The 25,139-nt window shown below is 74.6% G+C and carries 25 protein-coding genes; 19 read left to right on the top strand and 6 right to left on the bottom strand.

Annotated elements, in window-relative coordinates; all coding sequences use genetic code 11:
• The first annotated feature begins 53 nt into the window (after positions 1-53).
• From folE to N555_RS0108280, 5 genes are read left to right on the top strand one after another with little or no spacing between them, the layout of a single operon-like run.
• Positions 54-662 carry a GTP cyclohydrolase I FolE gene (gene folE, locus N555_RS0108300; RefSeq protein ID WP_369794018.1) on the top strand — a complete coding sequence of 203 codons (609 nt, stop codon included), beginning with the start codon at positions 54-56 and terminating at the stop codon, positions 660-662.
• Positions 659-1,522 carry a dihydropteroate synthase gene (gene folP / locus N555_RS0108295; protein ID WP_029431029.1) on the top strand — a complete coding sequence of 288 codons (864 nt, stop codon included), beginning with the start codon at positions 659-661 and terminating at the stop codon, positions 1,520-1,522. Before folE ends, folP begins: the two co-directional genes overlap by 4 nt.
• Positions 1,515-1,877, top strand: coding sequence for a dihydroneopterin aldolase (folB, locus tag N555_RS0108290; protein ID WP_029431028.1), 363 nt, complete (start codon positions 1,515-1,517; stop codon positions 1,875-1,877). The genes folP and folB overlap by 8 nt, the downstream gene beginning before the upstream one ends.
• Positions 1,874-2,377, top strand: a complete 504-nt coding sequence (gene folK / locus N555_RS0108285) for a 2-amino-4-hydroxy-6-hydroxymethyldihydropteridine diphosphokinase (RefSeq protein ID WP_029431027.1) — start codon at positions 1,874-1,876, stop codon at positions 2,375-2,377. The genes folB and folK overlap by 4 nt, the downstream gene beginning before the upstream one ends.
• Positions 2,374-2,904 (top strand): DUF3180 domain-containing protein, encoded by a 531-nt coding sequence (locus tag N555_RS0108280; protein ID WP_029431026.1) that lies wholly within the window; start codon positions 2,374-2,376, stop codon positions 2,902-2,904. Before folK ends, N555_RS0108280 begins: the two co-directional genes overlap by 4 nt.
• A 6-nt stretch (positions 2,905-2,910) precedes the next feature.
• Here N555_RS0108280 and N555_RS0108275 read toward each other — a convergent pair whose 3' ends face one another.
• On the bottom strand, positions 2,911-4,077 hold the full coding sequence (locus tag N555_RS0108275) for an ABC transporter ATP-binding protein (RefSeq protein WP_081866069.1): 1,167 nt from the start codon (positions 4,075-4,077) through the stop codon (positions 2,911-2,913).
• 3 nt (positions 4,078-4,080) lie between these two features.
• On the opposite strand from N555_RS0108275, the gene N555_RS0108270 reads away from it, so the two are divergent.
• From N555_RS0108270 to N555_RS0108255, 4 genes are all read left to right on the top strand, one after another.
• A complete protein-coding gene (locus N555_RS0108270; RefSeq protein ID WP_231502652.1) occupies positions 4,081-4,800 on the top strand; it encodes an ABC transporter permease in 720 nt (239 codons plus the stop codon).
• 10 nt (positions 4,801-4,810) lie between these two features.
• Positions 4,811-5,548, top strand: coding sequence for an ABC transporter permease (locus N555_RS0108265; RefSeq protein WP_029431023.1), 738 nt, complete (start codon positions 4,811-4,813; stop codon positions 5,546-5,548).
• Between the two features lie 148 nt (positions 5,549-5,696).
• Positions 5,697-6,710, top strand: a complete 1,014-nt coding sequence (locus N555_RS0108260) for a glycine betaine ABC transporter substrate-binding protein (protein WP_029431022.1) — start codon at positions 5,697-5,699, stop codon at positions 6,708-6,710.
• A gap of 115 nt (positions 6,711-6,825) precedes the next feature.
• A complete protein-coding gene (locus tag N555_RS0108255; RefSeq protein WP_029431021.1) occupies positions 6,826-8,313 on the top strand; it encodes a DUF6779 domain-containing protein in 1,488 nt (495 codons plus the stop codon).
• 61 nt (positions 8,314-8,374) lie between these two features.
• Here the strand turns inward: N555_RS0108255 and N555_RS0108250 are convergent, their stop codons facing one another.
• Positions 8,375-9,127, bottom strand: coding sequence for an SDR family oxidoreductase (locus tag N555_RS0108250; RefSeq protein WP_029431020.1), 753 nt, complete (start codon positions 9,125-9,127; stop codon positions 8,375-8,377).
• A 288-nt stretch (positions 9,128-9,415) separates the two neighbouring features.
• On the opposite strand from N555_RS0108250, the gene N555_RS25750 reads away from it, so the two are divergent.
• The 9 genes from N555_RS25750 to N555_RS0108205 all read left to right on the top strand — a co-directional run bounded on the left by N555_RS25750 (position 9,416) and on the right by N555_RS0108205 (position 19,885).
• The gene (locus N555_RS25750; RefSeq protein WP_029431019.1) at positions 9,416-10,360 is read left to right on the top strand and encodes a Rossmann-like and DUF2520 domain-containing protein; all 945 of its coding nucleotides are present in this window, start codon (positions 9,416-9,418) and stop codon (positions 10,358-10,360) included.
• Positions 10,357-11,211 (top strand): pantoate--beta-alanine ligase, encoded by an 855-nt coding sequence (panC, locus tag N555_RS0108240; RefSeq protein WP_029431018.1) that lies wholly within the window; start codon positions 10,357-10,359, stop codon positions 11,209-11,211. Before N555_RS25750 ends, panC begins: the two co-directional genes overlap by 4 nt.
• A gap of 8 nt (positions 11,212-11,219) precedes the next feature.
• Positions 11,220-11,633, top strand: coding sequence for an aspartate 1-decarboxylase (panD, locus tag N555_RS0108235; RefSeq protein WP_304412910.1), 414 nt, complete (start codon positions 11,220-11,222; stop codon positions 11,631-11,633).
• Positions 11,630-13,312, top strand: coding sequence for an L-aspartate oxidase (locus N555_RS0108230; protein ID WP_029431016.1), 1,683 nt, complete (start codon positions 11,630-11,632; stop codon positions 13,310-13,312). Before panD ends, N555_RS0108230 begins: the two co-directional genes overlap by 4 nt.
• Positions 13,309-14,214: a carboxylating nicotinate-nucleotide diphosphorylase gene (nadC, locus tag N555_RS0108225; protein ID WP_231502651.1), complete on the top strand. Its 906-nt coding sequence runs from the start codon at positions 13,309-13,311 to the stop codon at positions 14,212-14,214. Before N555_RS0108230 ends, nadC begins: the two co-directional genes overlap by 4 nt.
• A 3-nt stretch (positions 14,215-14,217) precedes the next feature.
• A complete protein-coding gene (locus N555_RS0108220) occupies positions 14,218-15,039 on the top strand; it encodes a type III pantothenate kinase (RefSeq protein WP_029431014.1) in 822 nt (273 codons plus the stop codon).
• Between the two features lie 59 nt (positions 15,040-15,098).
• Positions 15,099-16,556 carry a lysine--tRNA ligase gene (gene lysS, locus N555_RS0108215; protein ID WP_156036297.1) on the top strand — a complete coding sequence of 486 codons (1,458 nt, stop codon included), beginning with the start codon at positions 15,099-15,101 and terminating at the stop codon, positions 16,554-16,556.
• A gap of 154 nt (positions 16,557-16,710) precedes the next feature.
• Complete coding sequence (locus tag N555_RS0108210) at positions 16,711-17,064, top strand: histone-like nucleoid-structuring protein Lsr2 (RefSeq protein WP_029431012.1); 354 nt, start codon at positions 16,711-16,713, stop codon at positions 17,062-17,064.
• 283 nt (positions 17,065-17,347) lie between these two features.
• Positions 17,348-19,885, top strand: coding sequence for an ATP-dependent Clp protease ATP-binding subunit (locus N555_RS0108205; RefSeq protein ID WP_029431011.1), 2,538 nt, complete (start codon positions 17,348-17,350; stop codon positions 19,883-19,885).
• Between the two features lie 132 nt (positions 19,886-20,017).
• On the opposite strand, the gene N555_RS0108200 is transcribed toward N555_RS0108205, so the two are convergent.
• The gene (locus N555_RS0108200; protein ID WP_029431010.1) at positions 20,018-20,929 is read right to left on the bottom strand and encodes an HhH-GPD family protein; all 912 of its coding nucleotides are present in this window, start codon (positions 20,927-20,929) and stop codon (positions 20,018-20,020) included.
• 77 nt (positions 20,930-21,006) lie between these two features.
• On the opposite strand from N555_RS0108200, the gene N555_RS0108195 reads away from it, so the two are divergent.
• Positions 21,007-21,693 carry a hypothetical protein gene (locus N555_RS0108195; protein ID WP_029431009.1) on the top strand — a complete coding sequence of 229 codons (687 nt, stop codon included), beginning with the start codon at positions 21,007-21,009 and terminating at the stop codon, positions 21,691-21,693.
• A gap of 12 nt (positions 21,694-21,705) precedes the next feature.
• On the opposite strand, the gene disA is transcribed toward N555_RS0108195, so the two are convergent.
• The 3 genes from disA to N555_RS26715 form a co-directional block, all read right to left on the bottom strand.
• Positions 21,706-22,791, bottom strand: coding sequence for a DNA integrity scanning diadenylate cyclase DisA (gene disA / locus N555_RS0108190; RefSeq protein ID WP_029431008.1), 1,086 nt, complete (start codon positions 22,789-22,791; stop codon positions 21,706-21,708).
• 79 nt (positions 22,792-22,870) lie between these two features.
• Complete coding sequence (radA, locus tag N555_RS0108185) at positions 22,871-24,235, bottom strand: DNA repair protein RadA (protein ID WP_029431007.1); 1,365 nt, start codon at positions 24,233-24,235, stop codon at positions 22,871-22,873.
• 102 nt (positions 24,236-24,337) lie between these two features.
• Positions 24,338-25,129: a hypothetical protein gene (locus tag N555_RS26715; RefSeq protein ID WP_029431006.1), complete on the bottom strand. Its 792-nt coding sequence runs from the start codon at positions 25,127-25,129 to the stop codon at positions 24,338-24,340.
• Positions 25,130-25,139 lie beyond the last annotated feature (10 nt).

Here is a 25,139-nt window from a genome sequence, read left to right as displayed (position 1 = left end):
GTCAGTTCCCAGGTCGTAGCAGCGCCGCAGCGAGGAGCCCAGCCGTGAGCGAGATCCCGGAGGAGGCCGAGGACGAGGTGCGCCCCGTCCCCGGCACGATCGACCACGCCCGGGCCGAGGCCGCCGTCCGCGAGCTGCTCATCGCCGTGGGGGAGGACCCGGACCGCCCCGGGCTGCAGAACACCCCCGGGCGGGTGGCCCGCGCCTACGCCGAGACGTTCGCCGGGCTCTGGCAGGACCCGGCCGAGGTCCTCGCCACGGTGTTCGACGAGGACCACGACGAGCTGGTCCTGGTGAAGGACATCCCGATGTACTCGACCTGCGAGCACCACCTGGTGCCCTTCCACGGCGTCGCGCACGTCGGCTACATCCCCGGCGAGGACGGCCGGGTGACCGGCCTGTCGAAGCTCGCGCGGCTGGTCGACATCTACGCCCGGCGCCCGCAGGTGCAGGAGCGGATGACCCGGCAGATCGCCGACGCGCTCAACGACGTCCTGAAGCCGCGCGGCGTCATCGTCATCGTCGAGGCCGAGCACCTGTGCATGGGCATGCGCGGCATCCGCAAGCCCGGCTCCTCCACGGTCACCTCCGCGGTGCGGGGCATGTTCCGCGACAGCGCGGCCACGCGCGCCGAGGCGATGAGCCTCGTGCTGGGGAAGTGAACGACCGCATCGAGCTGCCGCAGCCGGGGCGCTGCGTGGTGATGGGCGTCCTCAACGTGACGCCCGACTCCTTCTCCGACGGCGGGTGTTTCGCCGACGCCCCGTCGGCGATCGCCCACGGCCTGGCCATGCACGCGGCCGGTGCCGACTACGTCGACGTCGGTGGGGAGTCCACCCGCCCCGGGGCCGACCGTGTCGACGCCGACGAGGAGTGCCGGCGGGTGGTGCCGGTGGTCCGCGAGCTGGCCGCCGCCGGGGTGCGGGTCAGCGTCGACACCACCCGCGCCGAGGTCGCCGAGGCCGCGATCCACGCGGGCGCGACCCTGGTCAACGACGTGAGCGGCGGCCTGGCCGACAAGAACATGGCCGACCTCGTCGCCGAGTCCGGCGTGCCGTGGGTCCTGATGCACTGGCGCGGCCACAGCCGGGAGATGTACGCCGCGGCGCGCTACGGCGACGTGGTCACCGAGGTCTGCGCCGAGCTGACCGCGCGGGTGGAGGACGTCGTCGCCGCCGGGGTCGACCCCGGCCAGCTGGTGCTCGACCCGGGGCTCGGGTTCGCCAAGCGGGCCGAGCACAACTGGCGGGTGCTGGCCGGCCTCGACCGCATCGTGGGGCTGGGCCTGCCCGTGCTCGTGGGCGCCTCCCGCAAGACCTTCCTCGGCCGCGAGCTGGCCGGGCCCGACGGCGAGGTGCGCCCGGCCGAGCAGCGCGACGCCGCCACCCTGGCGACGACGGTGCTGGCCGCGGAGGCGGGCGCCTGGGGGGTCCGCGTGCACGACGCCGCGGCCTCGGTCGACGCCGTCGTCACCCTCGCCGCCGTCCAGCGCGCCCGACAGGAGAGCCGATCCCGTGGTTGACCGCATCACCGTCCGAGGCATCACCGCCCACGCCCACCACGGCGTGTACGACTGGGAGCGCGAGCGGGGGCAGAGGTTCGCCGTCGACGTCGTCCTGGAGCTGGACACCGCACCCGCGGCCGCCGGCGACGACCTCGCGAAGACGGTGAACTACGCCGAGCTCTCGCAGGGGCTGCACGCGATCCTCACCGGCGAGCCGGTCGACCTCCTGGAGACCCTCGCGCAGCGGCTGGCCGACGCCTGCCTGGCCAACCCCCTGGTCGACGCGGTCGAGATCACGGTGCACAAGCCCGACGCGGAGCTGGGCGTGCCCTTCGACGACGTCACCGTGGCGATCCGGCGGGCCCGGTCGTGACCCGCGCCGTGCTGTCGCTGGGCGCCAACCTGGGCGACCGCGCCGCCACGCTGACCGCGGCGCTCGACGCGCTGTCCGCCGACGGTCTGGTGGCCGCCTCCGCGCTGTACGAGACCCCGCCGTGGGGACCGGTCGAGCAGCCCGCGTACCTCAACGCGATCGCGCTCGTCGACGGCCCCCGGGACGCTGCCGGCTGGCTGGCCCGCGCGCACGAGCTGGAACAGGCCGCCGGCCGCACCCGCGAGGTCCGCTGGGGCGCGCGCACCCTCGACGTCGACGTCGTCCTGGTGACTTACGAGGACGGCAAGCCGGTGGTCTCCGACGACCCCACCCTCACGCTGCCGCACCCCCGGGCCCACGAGCGGGCGTTCGTGCTCGTGCCGTGGTCGTCCGTGGACCCCGACGCGGTCCTGCCCGGACACGGCCCGGTGGCCGACCTGCTGGCCGCCCTGCCGCCGGAGGAGGTCGGCGCCGTGGTGCGGTGGGAGGGCCGGCCGTGACGCCGGTCAGCCGCCGCGACCTCGCCGTCGTCGCCGTCGGTCTGGCGGTGGCCTCCTGGCTGGTCGTCCGGTCGGCCTACGGCGACCTGCCGCCGCTGCGCTGGTGGCTGCCGGTGCCGCTGGCCCTGCTCGCCGTCGCCGAGGCGCTGGCCGCGCGGACCCTGCGGACCCGGCTCGCCGTGCTCCGGGAGGCGCGCCGCGACGCCCGTCGTGGCCGGCCGGCGGCCGCCGCCCCCGTCCGGCCCGGGGACGTGCGGCCGGTGGAGCCGATGCTCGTCGCCCGCGCCGCGGTCCTGGCCCAGGCCAGCGCCTACGTCGGGGCCGCCTTCGTCGGGGTCTGGGCCGGCGTGCTGCTGCACGTCGTGCCCGCGCTGGACCGGCTGGACGCCGCGTCCGGCGACGCCGTCACCGCGGGCATCGGGGTCCTGGCGTCGGCCGCCCTGACCGCCGCGGCCCTGTGGCTCGAGCACGTCTGCCGCGTACCGCCGGCCGAGGACGACGGGCCCGCCGGCGGCGTCCGGGCCTAGCCGGGATCAGCCGCGCTCGACCGACCGGCGCAGGGTGGTGTGCGCGGCACCCGCGGTGAGGACGCCGAGGTAGGAATCGCCGTCGACGACCGGCACCGCGTCGACGTCGACGCGCAGCAGCACCGACAGCCCGGTCTTCAGCGTCGCCGTCACCGGCACGGGCTCGACCGCGCGCATCGCCCCGGCGACGGTGCCCGCCCCGCCGGCCCGGTCGGCCGGCAGCCAGCCGCACGGCCGTCCGGCGGCGTCCAGCACCACCGCGCCGGCGGCACCCCCCAGCACGCGGGCCGCATCGGCCGGCGAGGCGTCGATCCCGACCACCGGCGCCCGCTCCAGGTCCCCGGGGTCGATGGGCGTCACGGCGAGACGCTTCAGCCCGCGGTCGGCGCCGACGAAGTCGGCCACGTAGTCGTTGGCCGGCCGCCCGAGGAGCTCCGCGGGCGGGGCGAACTGCTCGACGTGCCCGCCCGCGCTCATCACCGCGATGCGGTCGCCCAGGCGGACGGCCTCCTCGATGTCGTGCGTGACGAAGACGATCGTCTTGCGCACCGAGGCCTGGAGCCGGAGGAACTCGTCCTGCAGGCGCTCGCGCACCACCGGGTCGACGGCGGAGAACGGCTCGTCCATCAGCAGGACGCCCGGGTCGGCGGCCAGCGCCCGGGCGACGCCGGCCCGCTGCCGCTGCCCACCGGACAGCTGGGCGGGGTAGCGGTCGCCGTGCACGGCGGGGTCCAGGCCCACCGTGGCCAGCAGCTCGTCGACGCGGGCGCGGGTGCGGCGGCGGTCCCAGCCCAGCAGCTTGGGGACGGTGGCCACGTTGGCGCGCACGGTCTGGTGCGGGAACAGCCCGACGTTCTGGATGACGTAGCCGATGCGCCGCCGCAGCCGGTCGCCGTCGACGCGGGTGACGTCCTCGCCGTCCAGGAGGATGCGACCCGTCGTCGGCTCGATGATCCGGTTGATCATCTTCATGGTCGTCGTCTTGCCGCAGCCGGAGGGGCCGACGAGCACGGTGAGCTCGCCCGAGGCGAGGGTGAGGTCCAGCTCCGCGACACCGACGGTGCCGTCGGCGTAGACCTTGCTGATCCCCTCGAGGCGGATCTCCGGGGCGTCGCCCCCTGCCGCGACCTGCACGGGAGCTGCGGCCGGCGGGGCGGCGGCAGTAACGTCCACGGTGTGGTCCTCCTGTCCGTGCGCCCGGAGCTGGGCGCAGCGGGCGACGTCCTCGCGGTGGAGGAGGCGCCGAACCCCTGGTTCGACCCGTCGTACGTGTCCCGCAACTGGGACACCATTCTGGGGTACCTCGGCGAACACGTCCGCCTGACGGTGGCAGCCGTGCTCCTCGGCGCGGTCATCGCCCTGCCGCTGGCGCTGCTGGCGCGGCGCAGCCGGTGGCTCGCCGGACCGGTGCTGGCGCTCTCGACGGTCGTCTACACGATCCCGTCGCTGGCCCTGTTCGCCTTCGTCCTGCCACTGACCGGGCTCTCGGCGACCACCGTCCTCATCGGGCTGACGGCCTATTCGCTGGTCATCCTCGTGCGCAACTTCCTGGCCGGCCTGCAGGGGGTGCCGCCCGAGGTCCGCGAGGCCGCCCGCGGGATGGGCCTGAGCCCGGCCCAGCTGTTCCTGCGGGTCGACCTGCCGCTGGCCCTGCCGGCGTTCATGGCCGGGCTGCGGATCGCCACGGTGTCGACGGTCGCGCTGGTGACCGTGGGGGTCCTGGTCGGCCACGGCGGCATGGGGCAGCTGATCACCGGTGGCCTGGCCGCCAACGAGTACCGCGCGGAGATCGTGACCGGTGCGCTCGGCTGCGTGCTGCTCGCCCTCGTCGCCGACCTGCTGCTGGCGGGGCTGGAACGGCTGCTGACGCCGTGGGCCCGGGTGGCCCGGACGTGAGGCGGCGCCGGTGAACGACTTCGAGCGCGCGATCAGCTATCTCAACGACCCGTTCAACTGGACCCGTCGCGGCGGCATCCTGGACCTGCTCGGCGAGCACGTGCGCGTCTCGCTGGCCGCGGTCGCCATCGCCATGGTCGTCGCCCTGCCGCTCGGGGTCCTGCTGGGGCGGGCACGGCGCGGCTCCGGCCCGGTCGTCGTCCTCTCCAACGTCAGCCGGGCGATCCCGACCCTCGCCCTGCTCACCCTCTTCGCGGTCAGCCCCATCGGGTTCGGCGACGAGGCGACGGCGCTCGCCCTCGCGATCTTCGCCGTGCCGCCGATCCTCACCAACACGTTCGTGGGCTTCCGCGGCGTGGACGCCGACCTGCGCGAAGCGGCGCGGGCAATGGGGATGAGCCGCGGGCAGGTGCTCCGCCGCGTCGAGGCGCCGCTGGCCGCGCCGCTCGTGCTGACCGGCATCCGGACGGCGACCGTGCAGGTCGTCGCCACGGCCACGCTGGCGGCCCTGGTCGGGGGCGGCGGTCTCGGCCGGCTGATCAACCTGGGCTTCGGCCAGCACGACTACGGCGTGATGATCGCCGGTGCGCTCCTCGTCGCCGTGCTGGCGATGGGGACCGAACTGCTGCTGGTCGCCGTCTCCTGGGCCGTGACCCCCGGGCCGCGCAGGCTGCCGTTCCGCCGCGTGCCGCGGGCGGCGGCCGCGAGCGGCACCCCGGAGCTGACCGCCGCGGGCGTCCCCTCGTGACGCCGCTCACTGGATAACAAGCGCACAACACATCGGCCGCGGATTTGGCCGTGCGGTCCCGGGAGGGGTTGCATGGCCGACGCGGGACACCTCCCGCCAGACACGCGCCCGGGCCTCGCGGCCGGGCGGGACACAGAAGGCGGCGGCCGTGACCAGGCGTTCCCGTGCATTCCTCCCCCTCGCGATCGCCGCGGTGCTCGCCACCGCGGCCTGCGGCGACTCCGGCTCGTCGGGCACCGGGGGCGACGAGACCAGCGGCAGTGCCGCCAGCGGTGACGCGTGCGCGCCGGTCGCCGGTGACCAGCTCGTCGTCCTCGAGGACGACATGGAGCTGCAGAACGCCGACAACATCATCCCGGCCGTGACGTCGGTGACCGCGACGAGCAACCCCGCGCTCCTGCCGGCGCTCGACGCGATCTCGGCCGCGCTCACCACCGAGGACCTCGTCGAGCTGAACGCGTCGGTGGACCTCCAGCGGGAGAGCGCCGAGGACGTCGCGGCCGCGTGGGTGGAGGACAGCGGCGTCACCGACGGCCTGGAGCAGGGCAGCGGCTCGATCGTCGTGGGCGCCGCGGACTTCACGGAGTCGACGATCCTGGGCAACATCTACGCCGACGTCCTCAAGTCCGCCGGCTTCGACGCCTCGGTCCGCACGGTGGGCAACCGCGACCTCTACCTCCCGGCGCTCATCTCCGGCTCGGACCTGCAGGTCTTCCCCGAGTACCTGGCGACCGTGACCGAGGCGCTCAACGCCCAGGTCAACGGCGCGAACCCCGACCCGGTCGCGAGCGGCGACGTGACGGCCACGCGGGACGCCCTGCAGACGCTCGCCGAGCAGGTCGGCCTCACCTTCGGGGAGCCCTCCGAGGCCGCCGACCAGAACGCCTTCGCCGTGACCCAGGAGTTCGCCGACGGCCTCGGGGTCTCGACCCTGTCGGAGCTCGCCGACGCCTGCGGCGACGGCTCGCTCGTCCTCGGTGGTCCGGAGGAGTGCCCGACCCGGCCGTTCTGCCAGCCGGGCCTCGAGGACACCTACGGGATGCAGTTCGCCGAGTTCGTCCCCCTGGACGCCGGTGGCCCGCTGACCAAGGGCGCGATCGAGCAGGGCGAGGTCTCGCTCGGTCTGGTCTTCAGCTCGGACGGTGCGCTGGCCCAGTCCTGATCGCACCGCCGTCCACGAGGCCCCCGCGGGAACTCCGCGGGGGCCTCGTGGCGTCTGCGTCACGGATGCAGTTCGGAGCGTGAGCGGAGGGCGATCCGCCGTTACGCTGGAGGCCATGCGCGGGGGACAGGTCGATCAGGGCGACTCATCGGGTCGACCCGCGACCGCCGACCGCCGTCACTGGGGGATCGCCGCCGGCGCCCTGCTGGCCGTGGCGGCGACGGTCGTGGTGTTCCTGAGCGACGACCCGCGGGTGCTCCGGCTGGGGGTCCTGGCCGGCGCCTGGGGGTTCGTGCTCGCGCTCCTGGCCACCGGCCGGCGCCGGGCGGGGACCTCGGCCGACACCTCCGCCCTGCGCCGCGCGCACGAGCTGGAGCTGGCCCGCGAGGTCGCCGGCCGCCGGCAGCACGAGCTCGAGACGGAGAACCGGCTGCGCCGGGAGTCCGAGGACGCGATGCGCACGGAGTTCGCGGCGCTGCGCCGTGACGTCGCGGCGCTGGGTGCGCTGCGGCAGGACCTGGCGGCCGTCGGCGCGCTGCGTCAGGAGGTGGCGGCCCTGGGCGCGCTGCGCCAGGACGTGGTCGCCCTCGGCTCGCTCCGGCACGACCTCGCCGCCCTCGACGGCCTCCGCCGGGAGGTGGCCGCCCTCGGCGCGCTGCGGCAGGACGTCGCGGCCCTCGGGACGCTGCGCACCGAGCTGGCCGCACTGGACACCCTGCGCGACGACGTCTCCGGGCCCGGTGGGCTCCGGGAGCAGCTCGCGGGCGTGTCGGCGATCCGCGCGGAGCTGGGCCAGCTCGCCGAGCTCCGGGCCGACGTGGGCCGGTTGCGCACCGAGCTGACCGAGCAGCTGTCCAGCGAGATGTTCCTCGAGCGGATCGTCATGCGGACGCAGTCGTCCCGGGCCACGCCGGCCTCCGTCGAGGGGCCGAGCACGCGCACCATCGACGCGGTCAGCTGGTCGGACCAGCCCCCGCGGGAGGTCACGGGCGCTTGGCCCGCCGCCCGCATCGAGCCCCCGGCGCAGGGACCCCGGGTCCCCGCGGCGCCGGAGTGGTCGCCGCCGCCGGTGCCGCCGGTGGCGCCACCGGCGCCGGAGACGCGCGGGTACGAGGCGCTGCAGGGCATCCGCGCGCAGCAGGCCGACCCGACGCCCTCCTGGCGGGCCGAGCCGGCGCCCTCCTGGCAGTCGGAGGTCCCCAGCTGGCGGCGGGACGTCGAGCAGGACGCTCCTTCCGCGGCCCCCGCCGGGGCACCCAGCCCACGACGCCGGCGCGACGACGCGGGGACCGCTGAGCAGCTGACCGTGGAACGGCCCCTCGCGGCGCCGGCCGAGCGGCACGTCTGGGACGAGCCCGCGGCGCGGCCCGACCTGCTGGGCGAGGCGTGGCCGCGCCCGCCGGCACCGCTGCCCCCGGAGCCGCTGCCCCCCGAGCCGATGACCGTGCAGACCCCGGTCGTCCCCACGCCGGGCGAGGCCCGGCTCGCGCAGATCCTCGCCGAGAGCGGGGCGGCCGCCGCCGGGTCCGGCCGCCGGCGGCACCGCTACCGGGACGACGACGAGGACGACGACGTCCTGGGCCGGGTCCTCGGCCGCCACTGAGGAAGGACCCCCTCGCCCCCCGCCCCTCGCACGCTCGCGGCGGGCCCCTGCGAGGGGGCCGTCACGCGGGGCCGCGGGAGAGCGTGCCGCCGTCCAGCACGAGCGTCTGGCCGGTGACCCACCCGGCACCGGCGCCGAGCAGGTAGGCCGCGGCCTCGCCGATGTCCTCCGGCTCCCCGAGCCGGCCGACCGGGTAGCCCTTCGCCGCCTCCTCCTCGCGGCCCTCGTAGAGCGCTCCGGCGAACCGGGTCTTCACCACGGCGGGGGCGACCGCGTTCACCCGAACCTTCGGGCCGAGCTCGACCGCCAGCTGGGTCACCATGTTGATCAGCGCGGCCTTGCTCACCCCGTAGCCGGCGATGCCGGGGGAGGACTTGAGGCCGGCCACGGAGGCGACGACCAGCACCGAGCCGCCGTGCTCCGCCATCCAGGCCCGCCAGGCCTCCTGCACCAGGCCCAGGGTCCCGACCACGTTGGTGTCGAGGATCTTGCGGAAGGCGTCGAGGTCCAGGTCGACCATCGGCCCGAAGACGGGGTTGATGCCCACGTTGCCGACCAGCATGTCGAGGCTGCCGAAGGTGTCGACGGCGGTGCGCACCGCCTCCGCCCGGTGCTGCGGGTCGCCCGCGTTGCCGGCGACCCCGACGGCGACGACCGGCCCGCCCAGGGCGGCGACGGCCTCGGTGAGCGCCTCGGGCTTGCGGGCGGTGACGACGACCCGCGCGCCGCGGCGGACCAGGCTCTGCGCGATCGCCAGGCCGATGCCACGGCTCGCGCCGGTGACCAGTGCGGTGCGTCCCTCGAGCTCGCTCATGTGCTCCTGCCTCTCCGTCGGTCGGTGCCGGCGTCACGGTAGGTGGGGCCGTCCGGGGCCCTCCCGCCCGGTGCCCGTGACCGACCCCACAGGCGCGTTGCGTTGCGGGGAGCCGAAAGCGGTCACACACTCGCCATCGGTACGTCACCCGCGTGACACAGCTGGTCGCAGCGGAGGTCGGCCACCGCACCGCCGCACGGCACCACCCGCACCATCCCGACGGTCTCCGATGGGGGAGACCGACCCGACGTCCGGTACCCGCACTGGGACTGGAACGAGGAGCACTCCATGCCTGCTGCCCGCAGGACCCCCCGCGCCGCCGGACTCCCGGCCGACGCCCCCGCCCGCCTCCGCGTGGGCATCGTCGGCGCCGGTCGCGTCGGCGCCGTGCTGGGCGCCGCCCTCGCCGCCGCCGGCCACGACGTCGTCGCCGCCGCCGGTCTCTCCGCCGCCTCCGCCGAGCGCGCCGCCCGGCTGCTGCCCGGTGTGCCGCTGCTGCCGACCGACGAGGTGGTCGCCGCCGCCGACCTCGTCGTCCTCGCCGTCCCCGACGACACGCTGGCCGGTCTGGTCGCCGGCCTCGCCGAGACCGGCGTCTGGCGCGCGGGCCAGCTGGCCTTCCACACCTCCGGCGCCCACGGGCTCGCCGTGCTGGAGCCGGCCGCCCGGATCGGCGTCCTGCCGCTGGCGCTGCACCCCGCCATGACCTTCACCGGCGTCCCCGAGGACGCCGACCGGCTCGCCGGCTCCCCGTTCGGGGTGACCAGCGCGCCCGAGTTCCGCCCGGTCGCCGAGACCCTCGTGCTGGAGATGGGCGGGGAGCCGTTCTTCGTCGCCGAGGCCGACCGGCGGCTGTACCACGCGGCGCTGGTCACCGGCGCCAACCACCTGGTCACCCTCGTGGCCGAGGCCGCCGACCTGCTGCGGACCGCCGGTGTCGGCGACCCCGGCCGGGTGCTGGCCCCCCTGCTGACCGCCGCGCTGGACAACGGCCTGCGGCGCGGTGACCGGGGGCTGACCGGGCCGGTCAGCCGCGGGGACGTGGGCACCGTCCGCGACCACCTCGAGACCCTCGCCGAGCGTGCGCCGCAGTCGGTGGACGCCTACGTCGCCATGGCGCAGCGGACCACCGAGCGCGCGCTGGCCGCCGGACGGCTCAAGCGGCACGAGGGCGCCCCGCTGCTCGACCTCCTGGCCGCCACCCGGTCCGACGACCCCGCCGGCTCGCGGTGACCGCCCTGACCCGCCCCTCCGTCGCCGAGACCCATCGGGACCTGCTCCGACTGCGCGCCGACCTGCCCGGCCGCGTGGCACTGGTCCCCACGATGGGTGCGCTGCACGAGGGGCACCGCACGCTGGTCCGCGCGGCCCGCGAGGTCTGCGACAGCGTCGTCGTCTCCGTCTTCGTCAACCCGACCCAGTTCGGCCCCGGCGAGGACTTCGACCGCTACCCGCGCACCTGGGACGCCGACCTGGCCGCGCTCGCCGAGGAGGGCGTCGACCTGGTGTTCCACCCGCAGGTCGAGGTCGTGTACCCGCCCGCGTCCCTCGGCGTCACCGTCCAGCCCGGTCCGCTGGGCTCGGTGCTGGAGGGGGCGGTGCGGCCCGGCCACTTCGCCGGCGTCCTCACCGTCGTCGCCAAGCTCTTCGGCATGGTCCGGCCCGACGAGGCGTTCTTCGGGGAGAAGGACTACCAGCAGCTGGTCCTCATCCGGGCCATGGCCCGGGAGCTGGCGCTGCCGGTCGGCGTGACCGGCGTACCCACCGTGCGGGAGGAGGACGGCATGGCGCTCTCCTCGCGCAACCGCTACCTCTCCCCGGAGCAGCGGTCGGCCGCCGCCGCGGTCTCCGCTGCGCTGCGGGCAGGAGCCGCCGCCGGCCCGGAGGGGGCGGACGCCGTCCTCGCCGCGGCCCGGGCCGTGCTCGCCGAGCGGCCCGAACTGGTTCAGGACTACCTCGAACTGACCGATCCAGATCTGGGGCCGGTGCCCGCCACCGGTCCCGCCCGACTGCTCGTCGCCGTCCGGGCCGGCTCCACCCGACTCCTCGACAACGCTCCGATCCGCTTGGGGGACCCCCGATGATGCGCACGATGCTCAAGTCCAAGATCCACCGGGCGACCGTCACCCAGGCCGACCTGCACTACGTCGGCTCGGTCACCGTCGACGAGGACCTCCTCGACGCCGCCGACCTGATCCCCGGTGAGCAGGTCGCCATCGTCGACATCACCAACGGCGCCCGCCTGGAGACCTACGTCATCCCGGGCGAGCGCGGCAGCGGCGTCATCGGGATCAACGGCGCCGCCGCGCACCTGGTGCACCCGGGCGACATGGTCATCCTGATCAGTTACGGCCTGATGGACGAGACCGAGGCCAAGGCCTACATCCCGAAGGTCGTGCACGTCGACGGCGCCAACCGCGTGGTCGAGCTCGGCGGCGACCCGTCGGCCCCGGTCCCCGGCGCGACCGACCAGAAGCGCAGCGACCTCGGCGTCCCGGTTCGGTGACACTGGCCGCGAGCGGCACCGTCACCGGACTCCCGCTGCGGCTGGCCGCTCCCGATCCCGGGTGGGAGCTGGCCGCCGACGTCTGCGTCGTCGGCTCGGGGATCGCCGGCCTCTGCGTCGCGCTGCACGCGCGCGCGGCCGGGCTGTCAGTCGCCGTGGTCACGAAGGTCGGCGTCGACGACGGCTCCACCCGGTGGGCCCAGGGCGGCATCGCCGCGGTGCTGGACCCCGCGGACAGCCCGGAGGCGCACGCCGTCGACACCGAGGTGGCCGGCGTGGGCCTGTGCGAGCCGGACGCGGTCCGGGCGCTGGTCACCGAGGGACCGGAGCGGCTGGCCCAGCTGATCGGCTGGGGCGCCGCCTTCGACCGCGACGCCACCGGCCGGCTGCTGCTGACCCGCGAGGGCGGGCACTCCGCCGACCGGATCGTGCACGCCGGCGGCGACGCCACCGGCTCGGAGGTGCAGCGGGCGCTGCACGAGGCGGTGCGGGCCGACCCCGGGGTCACCCTGGTCGAGCACGCGATGGTGCTGGACCTGCTGCGCGACGCCCAGGGCCGGGCCGCCGGGGTCACCCTGCACGTGCTCGGCGAGGGCAGCGCCGACGGCGTCGGTGCGGTCCGGGCGCGCGCGGTGGTGCTGGCCACCGGCGGGATGGGACAGATCTACGCCGCGACCACCAACCCCTCGGTCTCCACCGGCGACGGCGTCGCGCTGGGCCTGCGCGCGGGCGCGGTCGCGACCGACCTGGAGTTCGTCCAGTTCCACCCGACCGCCCTCTACCTCGGTCCGGACGCGCGGGGTCAGCAGCCCCTGGTCAGCGAGGCGCTGCGCGGCGAGGGGGCGGTGCTGCGCGACGACGCGGGGGACCGGTTCATGGTCGGCGTCCACCCGCTGGCCGAGCTCGCTCCCCGCGACGTCGTCGCCAAGGCGATCACCCGCGTGATGCTGCGCGACGACGTCCGCCACGTCTGGCTCGACGCCCGCTCGATCCCCGGACTGCCCGAACGGTTCCCGACGATCGTGGCCCGCTGCCGGGAGGCCGGCATCGACCCGGTCACGGACCTCGTGCCGGTCACCCCGGCGGCGCACTACGCCTCCGGCGGACTGGTCACCGACCTCGCCGGCCGCACGACCGTGCCGGGTCTGTACGCGTGCGGAGAGGTGGCCAGCACCGGCGTGCACGGCGCCAACCGCCTGGCGTCGAACTCCCTGCTCGAGGGCCTCGTCTTCGCCGCCCGGATCGGCGCCGAGCTGGCCCGGTCGCTGCCGCTGCCCGCCGCGCCCCTGGCCGGCGCGCCGGCCCTGTCGGGGCTGCTGGACCCGGCGGGCCGCGAGCGGGTCACCGACACCATGTCCGGCTCGGTCGCGGCACTGCGCACCGGCGCCGGCCTCGACAGCGCACTGGCCATCATGGCCGCCCTCAGCCGGGCGCTGGGGGAGTCGGCCGGCGCCGTGCCCGGGGTGGCGAGCTGGGAGGCCACCGACCTGCTCACGGTGGCCTCCGCGGTCACCGTCGCCGCCGCGGCCCGCGAGGAGACCCGCGGCTGCCACTGGCGCGAGGACCACCCGGAGACCTCCGAGGAGTGGCGGGTGCACCTCGACGTCCGGCTGGACAGCACCGGGGACCTGCACCTGACCCGCCGTCCGGTGGGGGCGGCGGTGGTGGTCCCGTGGTGACCGATGCCCGCTCGCTGGAGGGCACCGGGCTCGACGAGGCGTGGGTCGACGCCCTCGTCGAGCGCACCCTCGCCGAGGACCTGACCGGAGGCGCGGCCCTGCCCTCCGCCCCGGACCTGGCCGTCGCCTACGACGTCACCAGCGCCGCCACCGTGCCCCCGGCCCAGATGGGGACGGCGGACCTGGTCGCCCGGGCCGACGGCGTCGTCGCCGGGCTGCCGATCGCCGCCCGCGTCTTCCTGCGCCTCGCGCCCGGGGCCACGATCACCGCGGGTGCCGCCGACGGGGACCGGGTGCGGCGCGGCGACGTCCTGCTGACCGTCCGGGGCCCGGTCCGGGCGCTGCTGGCCGCCGAGCGCAGCGCGCTCAACATCGCCAGCCGGGCCAGCGGCATCGCGACCGCGACCCGCGCCTGGGCCGACGCCGTCAGCGGCACCGGGGCCACGGTGCTCGACACCCGCAAGACCACGCCGGGGCTGCGGCCCCTGGAGAAGTACGCCGTCCGCTGCGGCGGCGGGTCGAACAAGCGGATGGGCCTGTACGACGTCGCCATGGTCAAGGACAACCACGTGGCCGCCGCCGGGTCGGTGGCCGCGGCGGTGGCCGCCGTCCGCGAGCGGGCGCCGCGGGTGCCGGTGCAGGTCGAGGCGGACACCCCCGCCCAGGCGCTGGAGGCGGTCGAGGCCGGCGCGCAGTTCCTGCTGCTGGACAACATGACCCCGGCGCAGCTGCGCGAGGTCGTCGCCGCGGTCGGCGACCGCGCCGAGCTGGAGGCCACCGGTGGGCTGACCCTCGCCGTCGCCCGCGAGGTGGCCGAGACCGGTGTGGACTACCTGTCGGTCGGTGCGCTCACCCACTCCTCGCCGATCCTCGACCTCGCGCTCGACCTGCGGGCGGGCTGAGCGGTGCTCCTGACCGTGGACGTGGGCAACAGCCAGACCGTGCTCGCCACCTTCGACGGCGACCGCCGGGTGGGCGGCTGGCGGGTCACCACGCACTCCCGGGCCACCTCCGACGAGATCGCCATGCTGTGGCGCGGGCTGCTGCGCGACACCGAGGTCACCGGGGTCGCGGCGTGCTCGACGGTCCCGGCGCTGCTGCCGGCCCTGCGCCGGCTGCTGGACTCCCTCGACGTCCCGGTGGTGCTCATCGGCCCCGGCGTCCGCACCGGGGTGCCGCTGCACGTGGACAACCCGAGGGAGGTCGGCGCGGACCGGGTGGTGACCGCGCTCGCCGCCCACGAGCTGTACGGCCGCGACCCGGAGGGGCAGGCGCGCCCGGTGGTCGTCGTCGACTTCGGCACCTCGACCAACGTCGACGCCGTCGGCCCGGGCGGGCAGTTCCTCGGCGGTGCGCTCGCGCCCGGTGTCGAGGTCAGCCTGGAGGCGCTGGCCAGCCGGGCGGCCCAGCTGCGGTCGGTCGAGCTCACCGTGCCTCCGCAGGCGATCGGCAAGAACACCGTCGCGGCGCTGCAGTCGGGCCTGGTCCTCGGGTTCGCCGGCCTCGTCGACGGCCTGGTCTCGCGCATCTCCGCGGAGATCGTCGAGCAGTTCGGGACCGCTCCGGTCGTCGTCGCCACCGGGGGGCTGGCGCCGCTCGTCGCCGACAGCTGCCGCACGATCTCCGCCCGCGAACCCGACCTCACCGTGCACGGGCTGCGGCTGGCGTTCGACCGGCAGCAGGCCACGCACCGTTCCGCGGCCGGCCGCCGGCCGGCCTCCCCGTAGGCTCACCCTCCGTGAGCGAGGAACCGCCGGGGCCGCAGGACGACGAACTGCCCGAGCAGATGCGGGTGCGGCGGGCGAAGCTCGACCGGCTGCGGGACGCGGGGGTCGACCCGTTCCCCGTCGAGGTGGGGCGCACCACCTCGCTGGCGGAGGTGCGGGCGACGCATCCGGACCTGGAGCCGGACACCATGACCGGCCGGACCGTCGGCGTCACCGGGCGCGTCATCTTCTCCCGCAACACCGGCAAGCTGTGCTTCGCGACCCTCCGCGAGGGCGACGCCGAGCTCCAGGTGATGCTCTCCCGCGACCGGGTGGGCGAGGAGTCGCTCGCCGCGTGGAAGTCCGACGTCGACCTCGGTGACCACGTCCTGGTCACCGGCGAGGTGGGGACGTCGCGCCGCGGGGAGCTGTCGGTGTTCGCCGACTCGTGGCAGATCACGGCGAAGTCGCTGCGACCGCTGCCGGTGGCGCACAAGCCGATGAGCGAGGAACTGCGGGTCCGGCGTCGCTACGTCGACCTCATCGTCCGCGACGAGGCCCGGCGCACCGTGCGCCAGCGCTCGGCGGTCAACGCGACACTGCGCTCGGGTCTCACCTCGCGCGGTTTCCTCGAGGTCGAGACCCCCATGCTGCAGACGATCCACGGCGGTGCCGCGGCCCGTCCGTTCCGCACGCACATGAACGCCTTCGACCTCGACCTGTATCTGCGGATCGCGCCGGAGTTGTTCCTCAAGCGCTGCATCGTCGGGGGTCTGGACCGGGTCTTCGAGATCAACCGGAACTTCCGCAACGAGGGCGCCGACAGCTCGCACTCGCCGGAGTTCGCGATGCTCGAGTTCTACGCGGCCTACACCGACTATTCCGACGTCGCCGTCATCACGCGGGAACTGATCCAGGAGTGCTGCGCGGCGTTGTTCGGCGACCACGTCGCCCGCCACCACGACGGCACCGAGATCGACCTGTCCGGGGAGTGGCCACAGGTCCGCCTCTACGACCTGGTGTCGGCCGCCGTCGGCGAGGAGGTCACCCCGGAGACGCCGGTGGCGCGCCTGCGGGCCCTGGCGGAGCGGCACGAGATCGGCGTCGACCCGGCCTGGCTGCCGGGCAAGGTCGTCGAGGAGATCTTCGAGGCGCTGGTCCAGGACGACCTGCAGGCGCCGACGTTCGTCATGGACTACCCGGTGGACACCTCGCCACTGACCAGGGCGCACCGCTCGACACCGGGCCTCGCCGAGAAGTGGGACCTGTACATCGGCGGGATCGAGCGTGGCACCGGCTACTCGGAGCTGGTCGACCCCGTCGTCCAGCGGGAGCGGTTCACCCAGCAGGCGCTGCTGGCGGCCGCCGGCGACCCGGAGGCCATGGTCCTGGACGAGGACTTCCTCGAGGCGCTCGAGTACGGGATGCCCCCGACCGGCGGCGTCGGCATGGGCATGGACCGGCTGATGATGACGCTGACCGGACTCGGGATCCGGGAGACGATCCTGTTCCCATTGGTGCGCCCGCTCAGTTCCTGAGAATTGCGAGAACGGGCGTCTCACCCGTCACCCATTAAGCGGGACGTGTGGACATTCGCGCGTAATGGACCGGAGATGTGATGTAATGGCGTCGTCGCCTTCGGTGACGGCATCATCCGGTCACGGGGCTGGAAACAGAAGTGGGGAATGACGAATGGCGCGCAAGGTCCAGGTCATCCTGAGTGACGACCTCGACGAGAACCTCCCGGCGGACGAGACGGTGAGCTTCTCGCTGGACGGTACGAGTTACGAGATCGACCTCTCGGAGAAGAACGCCGGAGAGATGCGCGACGCGTTCTCCCGGTACGTGCAGGCCGCCCGCAAGGTCGGCCGCGGCAGCGGCCGCGCCTCCGGTGCCGGGCGCTCCCGGGCGACCGGTGGCGGCGGCCGGATGGACCGCGAGCAGGCCGGCGCGATCCGCGAGTGGGCCCGGAAGAACGGCCACGCGGTCAGCGACCGCGGCCGCATCCCGGGGACCGTCGTCGAGGCCTACGAGGCCGCGCACTGACGTCGTCGCACGACCGTCGACGGCCCGGTCCCCCCGCGCGGGGGGACCGGGCCGTCGTCTTTCCCTCTTCGCTCACGGCGTAACAGCAGCGGAACACCGCCCCGTCAGCATCAGTTGGACCGGACAACTCCTCCTCCCCACCCCCGGCCGTGCGCCGACGGGGAGTCGGAGTCCGCGACTACAGTGGAAAGACCGGCGCCCCGCGCGCCGACGGATGTCGGGTGCTCCTCCCCACACACGGGGAGGGCGGTGCCGGACCAGCCGGTCGAAGGAGAAGCAGCAGATGTTCGAACGGTTCACCGACCGAGCCCGCCGCGTTGTTGTCCTGGCCCAGGAAGAGGCCCGGATGCTCAACCACAACTACATCGGCACCGAGCACATCCTCCTGGGCCTGATCCACGAGGGTGAGGGTGTCGCCGCCAAGGCGCTCGAGTCCCTCGGCATCTCGCTGGAGGGCGTCCGTCAGCAGGTGGAGGAGATCATCGGTCAGGGCCAGCAGGCCCCGTCCGGTCACATCCCCTTCACGCCGCGCGCCAAGAAGGTGCTCGAGCTGTCCCTGCGCGAGGCGCTGCAGCTCGGCCACAACTACATCGGCACCGAGCACATCCTGCTCGGCCTGATCCGCGAGGGCGAGGGTGTCGCCGCCCAGGTCCTCGTGAAGCTGGGTGCCGACCTCAACCGCGTCCGCCAGCAGGTCATCCAGCTGCTCTCCGGCTACCAGGGCAAGGAGCCGGCCGCGGCCGGCGGGCCCGCCGAGGGCACGCCGTCGACCTCGCTGGTGCTCGACCAGTTCGGCCGCAACCTCACCCAGGCCGCGCGCGACTCCAAGCTCGACCCGGTCATCGGGCGGGCCAAGGAGATCGAGCGCGTCATGCAGGTGCTGTCGCGCCGCACGAAGAACAACCCCGTCCTCATCGGCGAGCCCGGCGTCGGCAAGACCGCCGTCGTCGAGGGCCTGGCCCAGGCGATCGTCAAGGGCGAGGTGCCCGAGACGCTGAAGGACAAGCAGCTCTACACGCTGGACCTCGGCGCGCTCGTCGCCGGTTCCCGCTACCGCGGTGACTTCGAGGAGCGGCTGAAGAAGGTCCTCAAGGAGATCCGCACCCGCGGCGACATCATCCTGTTCATCGACGAGATCCACACCCTCGTCGGGGCCGGTGCCGCCGAGGGCGCGATCGACGCCGCCAGCATCCTCAAGCCGATGCTGGCCCGCGGCGAGCTGCAGACCATCGGTGCCACGACGCTCGACGAGTACCGCAAGCACCTGGAGAAGGACGCCGCTCTCGAGCGCCGCTTCCAGCCCATCCAGGTGGGCGAGCCGACGCTGCAGCACACCATCGAGATCCTCAAGGGTCTGCGCGACCGGTACGAGGCGCACCACCGGATCAGCATCACCGACGGCGCTCTCGTCGCCGCCGCGACGCTGGCCGACCGGTACATCTCCGACCGCTTCCTGCCGGACAAGGCGATCGACCTGATCGACGAGGCCGGCGCCCGGATGCGGATCAAGCGGATGACCGCCCCGCCGGACCTGCGCGAGTTCGACGACAAGATCGCCGGCGTCCGCCGCGAGAAGGAGTCGGCGATCGACGCGCAGGACTTCGAGAAGGCGGCGTCGCTGCGCGACAAGGAGAAGACCCTCCTCGCCGAGAAGGCCGAGCGCGAGAAGCAGTGGAAGGCCGGCGACATGGACGTCGTCGCCGAGGTCGACGACGAGCAGATCGCCGAGGTCCTCGCCAACTGGACCGGCATCCCCGTGTTCAAGCTGACCGAGGAGGAGACCTCCCGCCTGCTGCGCATGGAGGACGAGCTCCACAAGCGGATCATCGGCCAGGAAGAGGCCATCAAGAGCGTCAGCCAGGCGATCCGGCGCACCCGCGCGGGCCTCAAGGACCCGCGTCGCCCCGGTGGCTCGTTCATCTTCGCCGGCCCCTCGGGTGTCGGTAAGACCGAGCTCGCCAAGGCGCTGGCCAACTTCCTGTTCGGTGAGGACGACGCCCTCATCCAGATCGACATGGGCGAGTTCCACGACCGGTTCACCGTGTCGCGGCTCGTCGGTGCCCCTCCCGGCTACGTCGGGTACGACGAGGGTGGCCAGCTGACCGAGAAGGTGCGGCGCAAGCCGTTCTCGGTGGTCCTCTTCGACGAGATCGAGAAGGCGCACGCGGACGTGTTCAACACGCTCCTGCAGGTGCTGGAGGACGGCCGGCTCACCGACGGTCAGGGCCGGATCGTGGACTTCAAGAACACGATCCTGATCCTCACGACCAACCTCGGTACGCGGGACATCTCCAAGGCCGTCGGCCTCGGCTTCCAGGCCGGGAACGACGAGACCAGCAACTACGAGCGGATGAAGCTCAAGGTCAACGAGGAGCTCAAGCAGCACTTCCGGCCGGAGTTCCTCAACCGCATCGACGACATCGTCGTGTTCCACCAGCTGACCGAGAACGAGATCATCACGATCGTCGACCTCATGGTCGCCCGCGTCGAGGGCCAGCTGGCGAACAAGGACATGTCGCTGGAGATCACCCCGGCGGCGAAGAAGCTGCTCGCGGCGCGGGGCTTCGACCCGGTGCTGGGTGCCCGGCCACTGCGCCGGACCATCCAGCGCGAGATCGAGGACGCGCTGTCGGAGAAGATCCTCTACGGCGAGCTGACCGCGGGTCAGATCATCGTGGTGGACGTCGACGACGCCGAGGGCCCGCTGCAGAAGTTCACCTTCCGCGGCGAGGCCAAGCCGATCGACCTGCCCGACACCCCGCCGGTCGCCCTCACGGGTGCCGACGGCGACGAGGACGGCCCGGCGGCCGCCGCCGAGTAACGCTCCTCAGCACGACGACAGGGCCGTCCCCGCACACGCGGGGGCGGCCCTTCGTCGTCCCGTCCTCTCGACGAGATCTGCACACTCGGCGGCATCAGCGCCTGATGGTGACGACTGTGCAGATCTCGTCGATCAGGTGGGGAGCGTGAAGCGGCCGTCCGGGGTCTGCTCGACCAGCCCGTCGGCGAGCAGGGAGTCCAGGCAGCGGGACCGCTGGACGGCGTCGGCCCACACGCGGTCGAGGGCGGTCGCGGCTACCGGCTCGTGCGCCGCCCGCAGGACGTCGAGCAGCCGCCCCCGCACCTGCCGATCGGTGCCGGCGAACCGCTGGACCCGCTTCGGGACGCCGTCGGCCGCGGGGCTGCCCGCCAGCCGCCAGGCGCAGGACCGCCGTACCGGGCAGGCGTCGCAGCGCGGAGAGCGGGCCACGCACACCAGCGCCCCGAGCTCCATCGCGGCGACCGAGAAGCGGACCGCACGGGTGGGGTCGGCGGGTGCGAGTGCCGCGACGTCGGCCAGGTCGGCGACCCGGGCGGGCAGCGCCTCCGCGCGGCCGTGCACGAGACGGGCGACCACCCGGCGGACGTTCGTGTCCACCACCGGCTGCGGCTGCCCGTGGCCGAAGCAGGCGACCGCGCGGGCGGTGTAGGTGCCCACGCCCGGGAGCGCCTCCAGCGCGGTCACGTCAGCGGGCACCGAACCGTCGTGCCGCTCCACCAGCGCGACGGCGGTCTCCCGCAGGCGCAACGCCCGCCGTGGGTAGCCGAGCTTCCCCCACGCCCGGATGACGTCGGCGGGTGAGGCGCCGGCCAGGTCGGCGGCGGTCGGCCAGCGGGCCATCCAGGCCCGCCACACGGGCTCCACCCGGGCGACCGGCGTCTGCTGCAGCATCACCTCGCTGACCAGGACCGCCCACGGGTCGGTGTCCGGACGGCGCCACGGCAGGTCGCGGGCGGCGCCGGCGAACCAGTCGACGAGCGCCTCCCCGAGGGCCGGACCGGTGAGGCCGGCGGGCGCCGGGAGCGGAGGGGCAGGGCTGTCCACGGGGGTCCAGTGTGCCGTCCGCGGGGCCCGGCGTGCCGGGGGCTCCGCCCGGTGGGCGCCGCACTACCGTTCTGCCCGTGCTGCACCCGGTCGGGCCCCTGCCCGCCGCCGTCTACTGGCGTCGGCGGCTGATGGTCGTGGCCCTGTTGCTCGCCGTGCTGGGGGGTGGCGGCTGGCTGGGGGTCGCGCTGGCCACCCGCGAGCCCGGCGGGACGGAACCGGCGGCCAGCAGCACCACCGTGGGCCCGTCGGCGGCCGGTACGCCGGCCCTCGAGCGCGTCGTCCCCTCGCTGGCGAGCGTGCAGACCCCCACCCCGCCGGCGCCGGCCACCGTCACGGCACCCGCGCCGGAGGCGCCCGCCGGACCCGAGCCGGGCGGCCCGTGCGGCGACGAGATGATCGCCGTCGAGGTCCGCGGTCCGGCCAGCGTGCCGGCCGGCAGCGGCCCGACCCTCGAGCTGGTGGTCACCAACACGTCCCCGGTCCCCTGTGAGCGGGTGCTGGACAAGGAACTCCAGGAGATCGTCCTGCTGGACGGCGCAGGCACCCGGGTGTGGGGGAGCAACGACTGCCGGCCGGAGACCAGTGACGACGTCCGCGTCCTGGCTCCCGGCGAGCAGGTCGTCTTCCCGCTGGTCTGGAGCGGGCTGTCGAGCGAGCCGGACTGCGCCGGGACGCGAGCGGCGATGCCGCCCGGTCAGTACACGCTGCGCGGCCGGCTGGACACGAAGCCCAGCGGTGACACCCCGCTGGCCCTCACCTGAGCGGGAGCAGCCTCAGCTGTAGCGGTCGAGGATCGAGGTCTCGGCGAGCCGGGACAGGCCCTCACGGATGCCCCGTGCCCGGGCCTCGCCGACGCCCTCCACGGCGAGGAGGTCCTCGATCGTGGCGGCCAGCAGCTTTTGCAGCCCCCCGAAGTGGTCGACCAGCCGGTCGATGATGCCGGCGGGCAGCCGCGGGACCCGCGCCAGGAGCCGGTAGCCGCGGGGGCTGACGGGGGAGTCCAGGGCGTCAGCGGTGGTGGGCAGGCCGTAGCAGCGGGCCACGGCCGACAGGTCGAGGAGCTCGGTGGCCGACAGCGCCCGCAGGTCGGTGAGCACCTGCTCGGTGCTGCGCGCCCGCCGGCCGGTGACGGGGAGGTAGTCCTGGACCAGCAGGCCGCGGTCCTCCTCCACCCCGGCGAGCATCTCGTCCAGCTGCAGGGCCAGCAGCCGGCCGTCGGTGCCGAGCTCGACGACGAAGCCCTCGATCTCGTCGGCGATGCGCCGCACCATCTCCAGCCGCTGGCTGACGCTCATGGCGTCGCGGACGGTGACCAGGTCCTCGATCTCCAGCGCCGACAGCGTGCTGGCGACCTCGTCGAGCCGGAGCTTGTACCGCTCCAGAGCGGCCAGCGCCTGGTTGGCGCGGGCGAGGATCGTGGTGGGGTGCTCGAGCGTGTAGCGGCGGCCGGCCACGTAGACGCTGATGATGTGCATCGACTGGCTGACCGAGATCACCGGGAAACCGGTCTGGATCGCGACCCGCTCCGCCGTGCGGTGCCGGGTGCCCGACTCCTCGGTCGGCACGGTCGGGTCGGGCATCAGGTGCACACCGGCCCGCACGATGCGCAGCCCGTCGTAGGAGACGATCACCGCGCCGTCCATCTTGGCGAGCTCGCGCAGCCGGGTGGCGGAGAGTGCGACGTCGAGGGCGAAGCCGCCGGTGCAGATGGACTCGACCACCCGGTCGTAACCCAGCACGATCAGCGCTCCGGTGCGGCCCGCGAGGATCCGCTCCAGACCGTCGCGCAGGGCCGTCCCGGGGGCGATGCGGCCGAGGAGCTCGCGCAGCGCGGCCTCGGTGTCCACAGCGGGGGGCACGAGCGCTCCTGACGGTCGACGTGGTGCGGCGGCTGAGTCTACGTGGGAGGCAACGGTACTGGTGCGGCTCGGTCGGAGATCAGCTGAGTCGGGTGAGCGCCCGCCCGAGGTCGGGCACCTCGATGAGCCGCATCCCGGCCGGGGCGGTGCCGGCGTCCTCCGGGACCAGCGCGACCCGGTACCCCTGCCGCGCGGCCTCGGCCAGCCGCCGGCCGGTACCGCCGACGCGGCGGATCTCGCCGGAGAGACCGACCTCGCCGAGCGCCACCATGCCCGCCGGGAGGGGGATGTCGCGGGACGCCGACGCGATCGCCAGGGCCAGCGCCAGGTCGGCCGCGGGTTCGGCGATCTTGACCCCGCCCACCGAGGCGGCGAAGACGTCGGCCTCGGCCAGCCGCACCCCGCCGCGCCGCTCGAGGACGGCGTTGATCATCGCCACCCGCTGGGGATCGAGACCGCTCACCGCCCGCCGCGGGGAGCCACCGCCACTGGGGGCGACCAGCGCCTGCACCTCGGCCAGCAGCGGCCGGCTGCCCTCCATCGTCACGGTGACGCAGCTGCCCGGCACCGGGGCGGACCGGCGCGAGACGAACAGGTGTGACGGATCGGGGACCCCGACCACCCCCGCGTCGCCGATCTCGAAGCAGCCGATCTCGTCGGCCGGGCCGAACCGGTTCTTCGTGGCCCGGATCAGGCGCAGCGTGGAGTGCCGCTCGCCATCGAAGGAGATGACGACGTCGACCAGGTGCTCGAGCGTGCGGGGTCCGGCGATCGCGCCGTCCTTGGTCACGTGGCCGACGAGGATCGTGGTCATCCCGCGGCTCTTGGCCACCGCACTGAGCGCGCTGGCCACGGCACGGACCTGGGTGGAGCCGCCGTCGGTGCCGTCGACGGCGGGCGAGCGCACGGTCTGGACGCTGTCGAGCACCAGCAGCGTCGGCTGGACCTGGTCGACGTGGGCCAGCACCGCGGACAGCTCGGTCTCGGCCGCGAGGTAGAGCCGGTCGTGCAGCGCGCCGATCCGCTCCGCCCGCAGCCGGACCTGCCCGGCCGACTCCTCGCCCGAGACGACCAGGGCCGGGCCGTTGGCGGCGGCCACCCGGTGCGCCACCTCCAGGAGCAGCGTCGACTTGCCCACGCCCGGCTCGCCGGCCACCAGCAGCACGGCACCGGGGACGAGCCCGCCACCCAGCACCCGGTCGAACTCGGGGATGCCGGTCGGCACCGCCCGGGCGCCGGTCAGCTCCACCTGGGCGATGGGGCGGGCGGGGGCGGTCACCGGCCCGGCGCTCACCGCCCGCAGGCCACCGGACGCGACGGCGCCGACCTCCTGGAGGCTGCCCCACGCCTGGCACTCGGGGCAGCGACCCACCCACTTCGCCGATGCGAAGCCGCACTCGGTGCAGCGGTGGGCGGGTCGAGCGGCGCGGGCGGCGGGAGGCACGCCCCGACGCTAGCCGCGGGGTCCGACGAATTCCTGCAGCCGGCTCCGCTGCAGGGGCCCGCGCCGAGCTCGCGAGGCGTGGGGGGCAGCGGGGTCCTTTCCCTACTCGGCCTCGGTGTCCTGCTCGTTGCCCTCCGCGGCGCCCTCTTCCTCGTGGAAGTCGAACGCCTCGCCACGCTCGACGGCGCCGTGCGGTCCCTGCACCAGGGCCGCGACGGTCGCCTCGCCGGCGTTCTCGAAGGTGAACGTCACGACCACCGACTGGCTCGCGGTGAGCGGGGACTCCGCGTCGACGTCGAGGTCGGCGAGGAACAGGCGGGTGGTGTCCGCCGCGATCTCCGGATCGCACGGCGAGTCCGCGTCGTACTGCCGCAGCCCGATCGTGATCGACGACTGTGCCGGGATCACGATGTCCGGGTCGTCGGTGGCCGTCGGCTGTGCGGCCCGCGGCGGGGTCGGGGTCGCGGGCGCCGGGGCGCCGCCGGTGGGGGCGGCCGTGCCGGTCGGGGTCCCGGGGGCGGTGGTGCTCGGCGCGGCAGCCGTCGTGGGCGCGGTGGTCGTCGCGGTCGGGAGCTCGTCCACGTAGACGCCGTCGAAGAGCTCGCCCTCGACGCCGGTGAGCGTGTCGTCCTCTTCGCTGGAGTTGACGATCGTCAGCATGAGCTCGGGGTCGTCACCGCGCTCGTAGGCCGTCGCGTCCTCGTCGCCGGCCTCGCACGGGTTGGCGATCGCGACCTGGCGGAGCTCGAGGTCGCCGATCTCCGCCGTCGGGCCGACCTTGTCGCGGTTCTGCGAGCTGGTCTGGTTGACCTGTCCGGCGCTGCAGGCGGACAGGGCGATCGGGGCGACCAGCAGGGCCCCGATCGTGGCGGCGCGAAGCGCGCGGCGGTTCACAGCCGTCGAC

This window comes from Blastococcus sp. URHD0036, from assembly GCF_000701365.1.
Taxonomy (GTDB): Bacteria; Actinomycetota; Actinomycetes; order Mycobacteriales; family Geodermatophilaceae; genus Trujillonella.
This window is presented reverse-complemented; position numbering and strand designations above follow the sequence as displayed.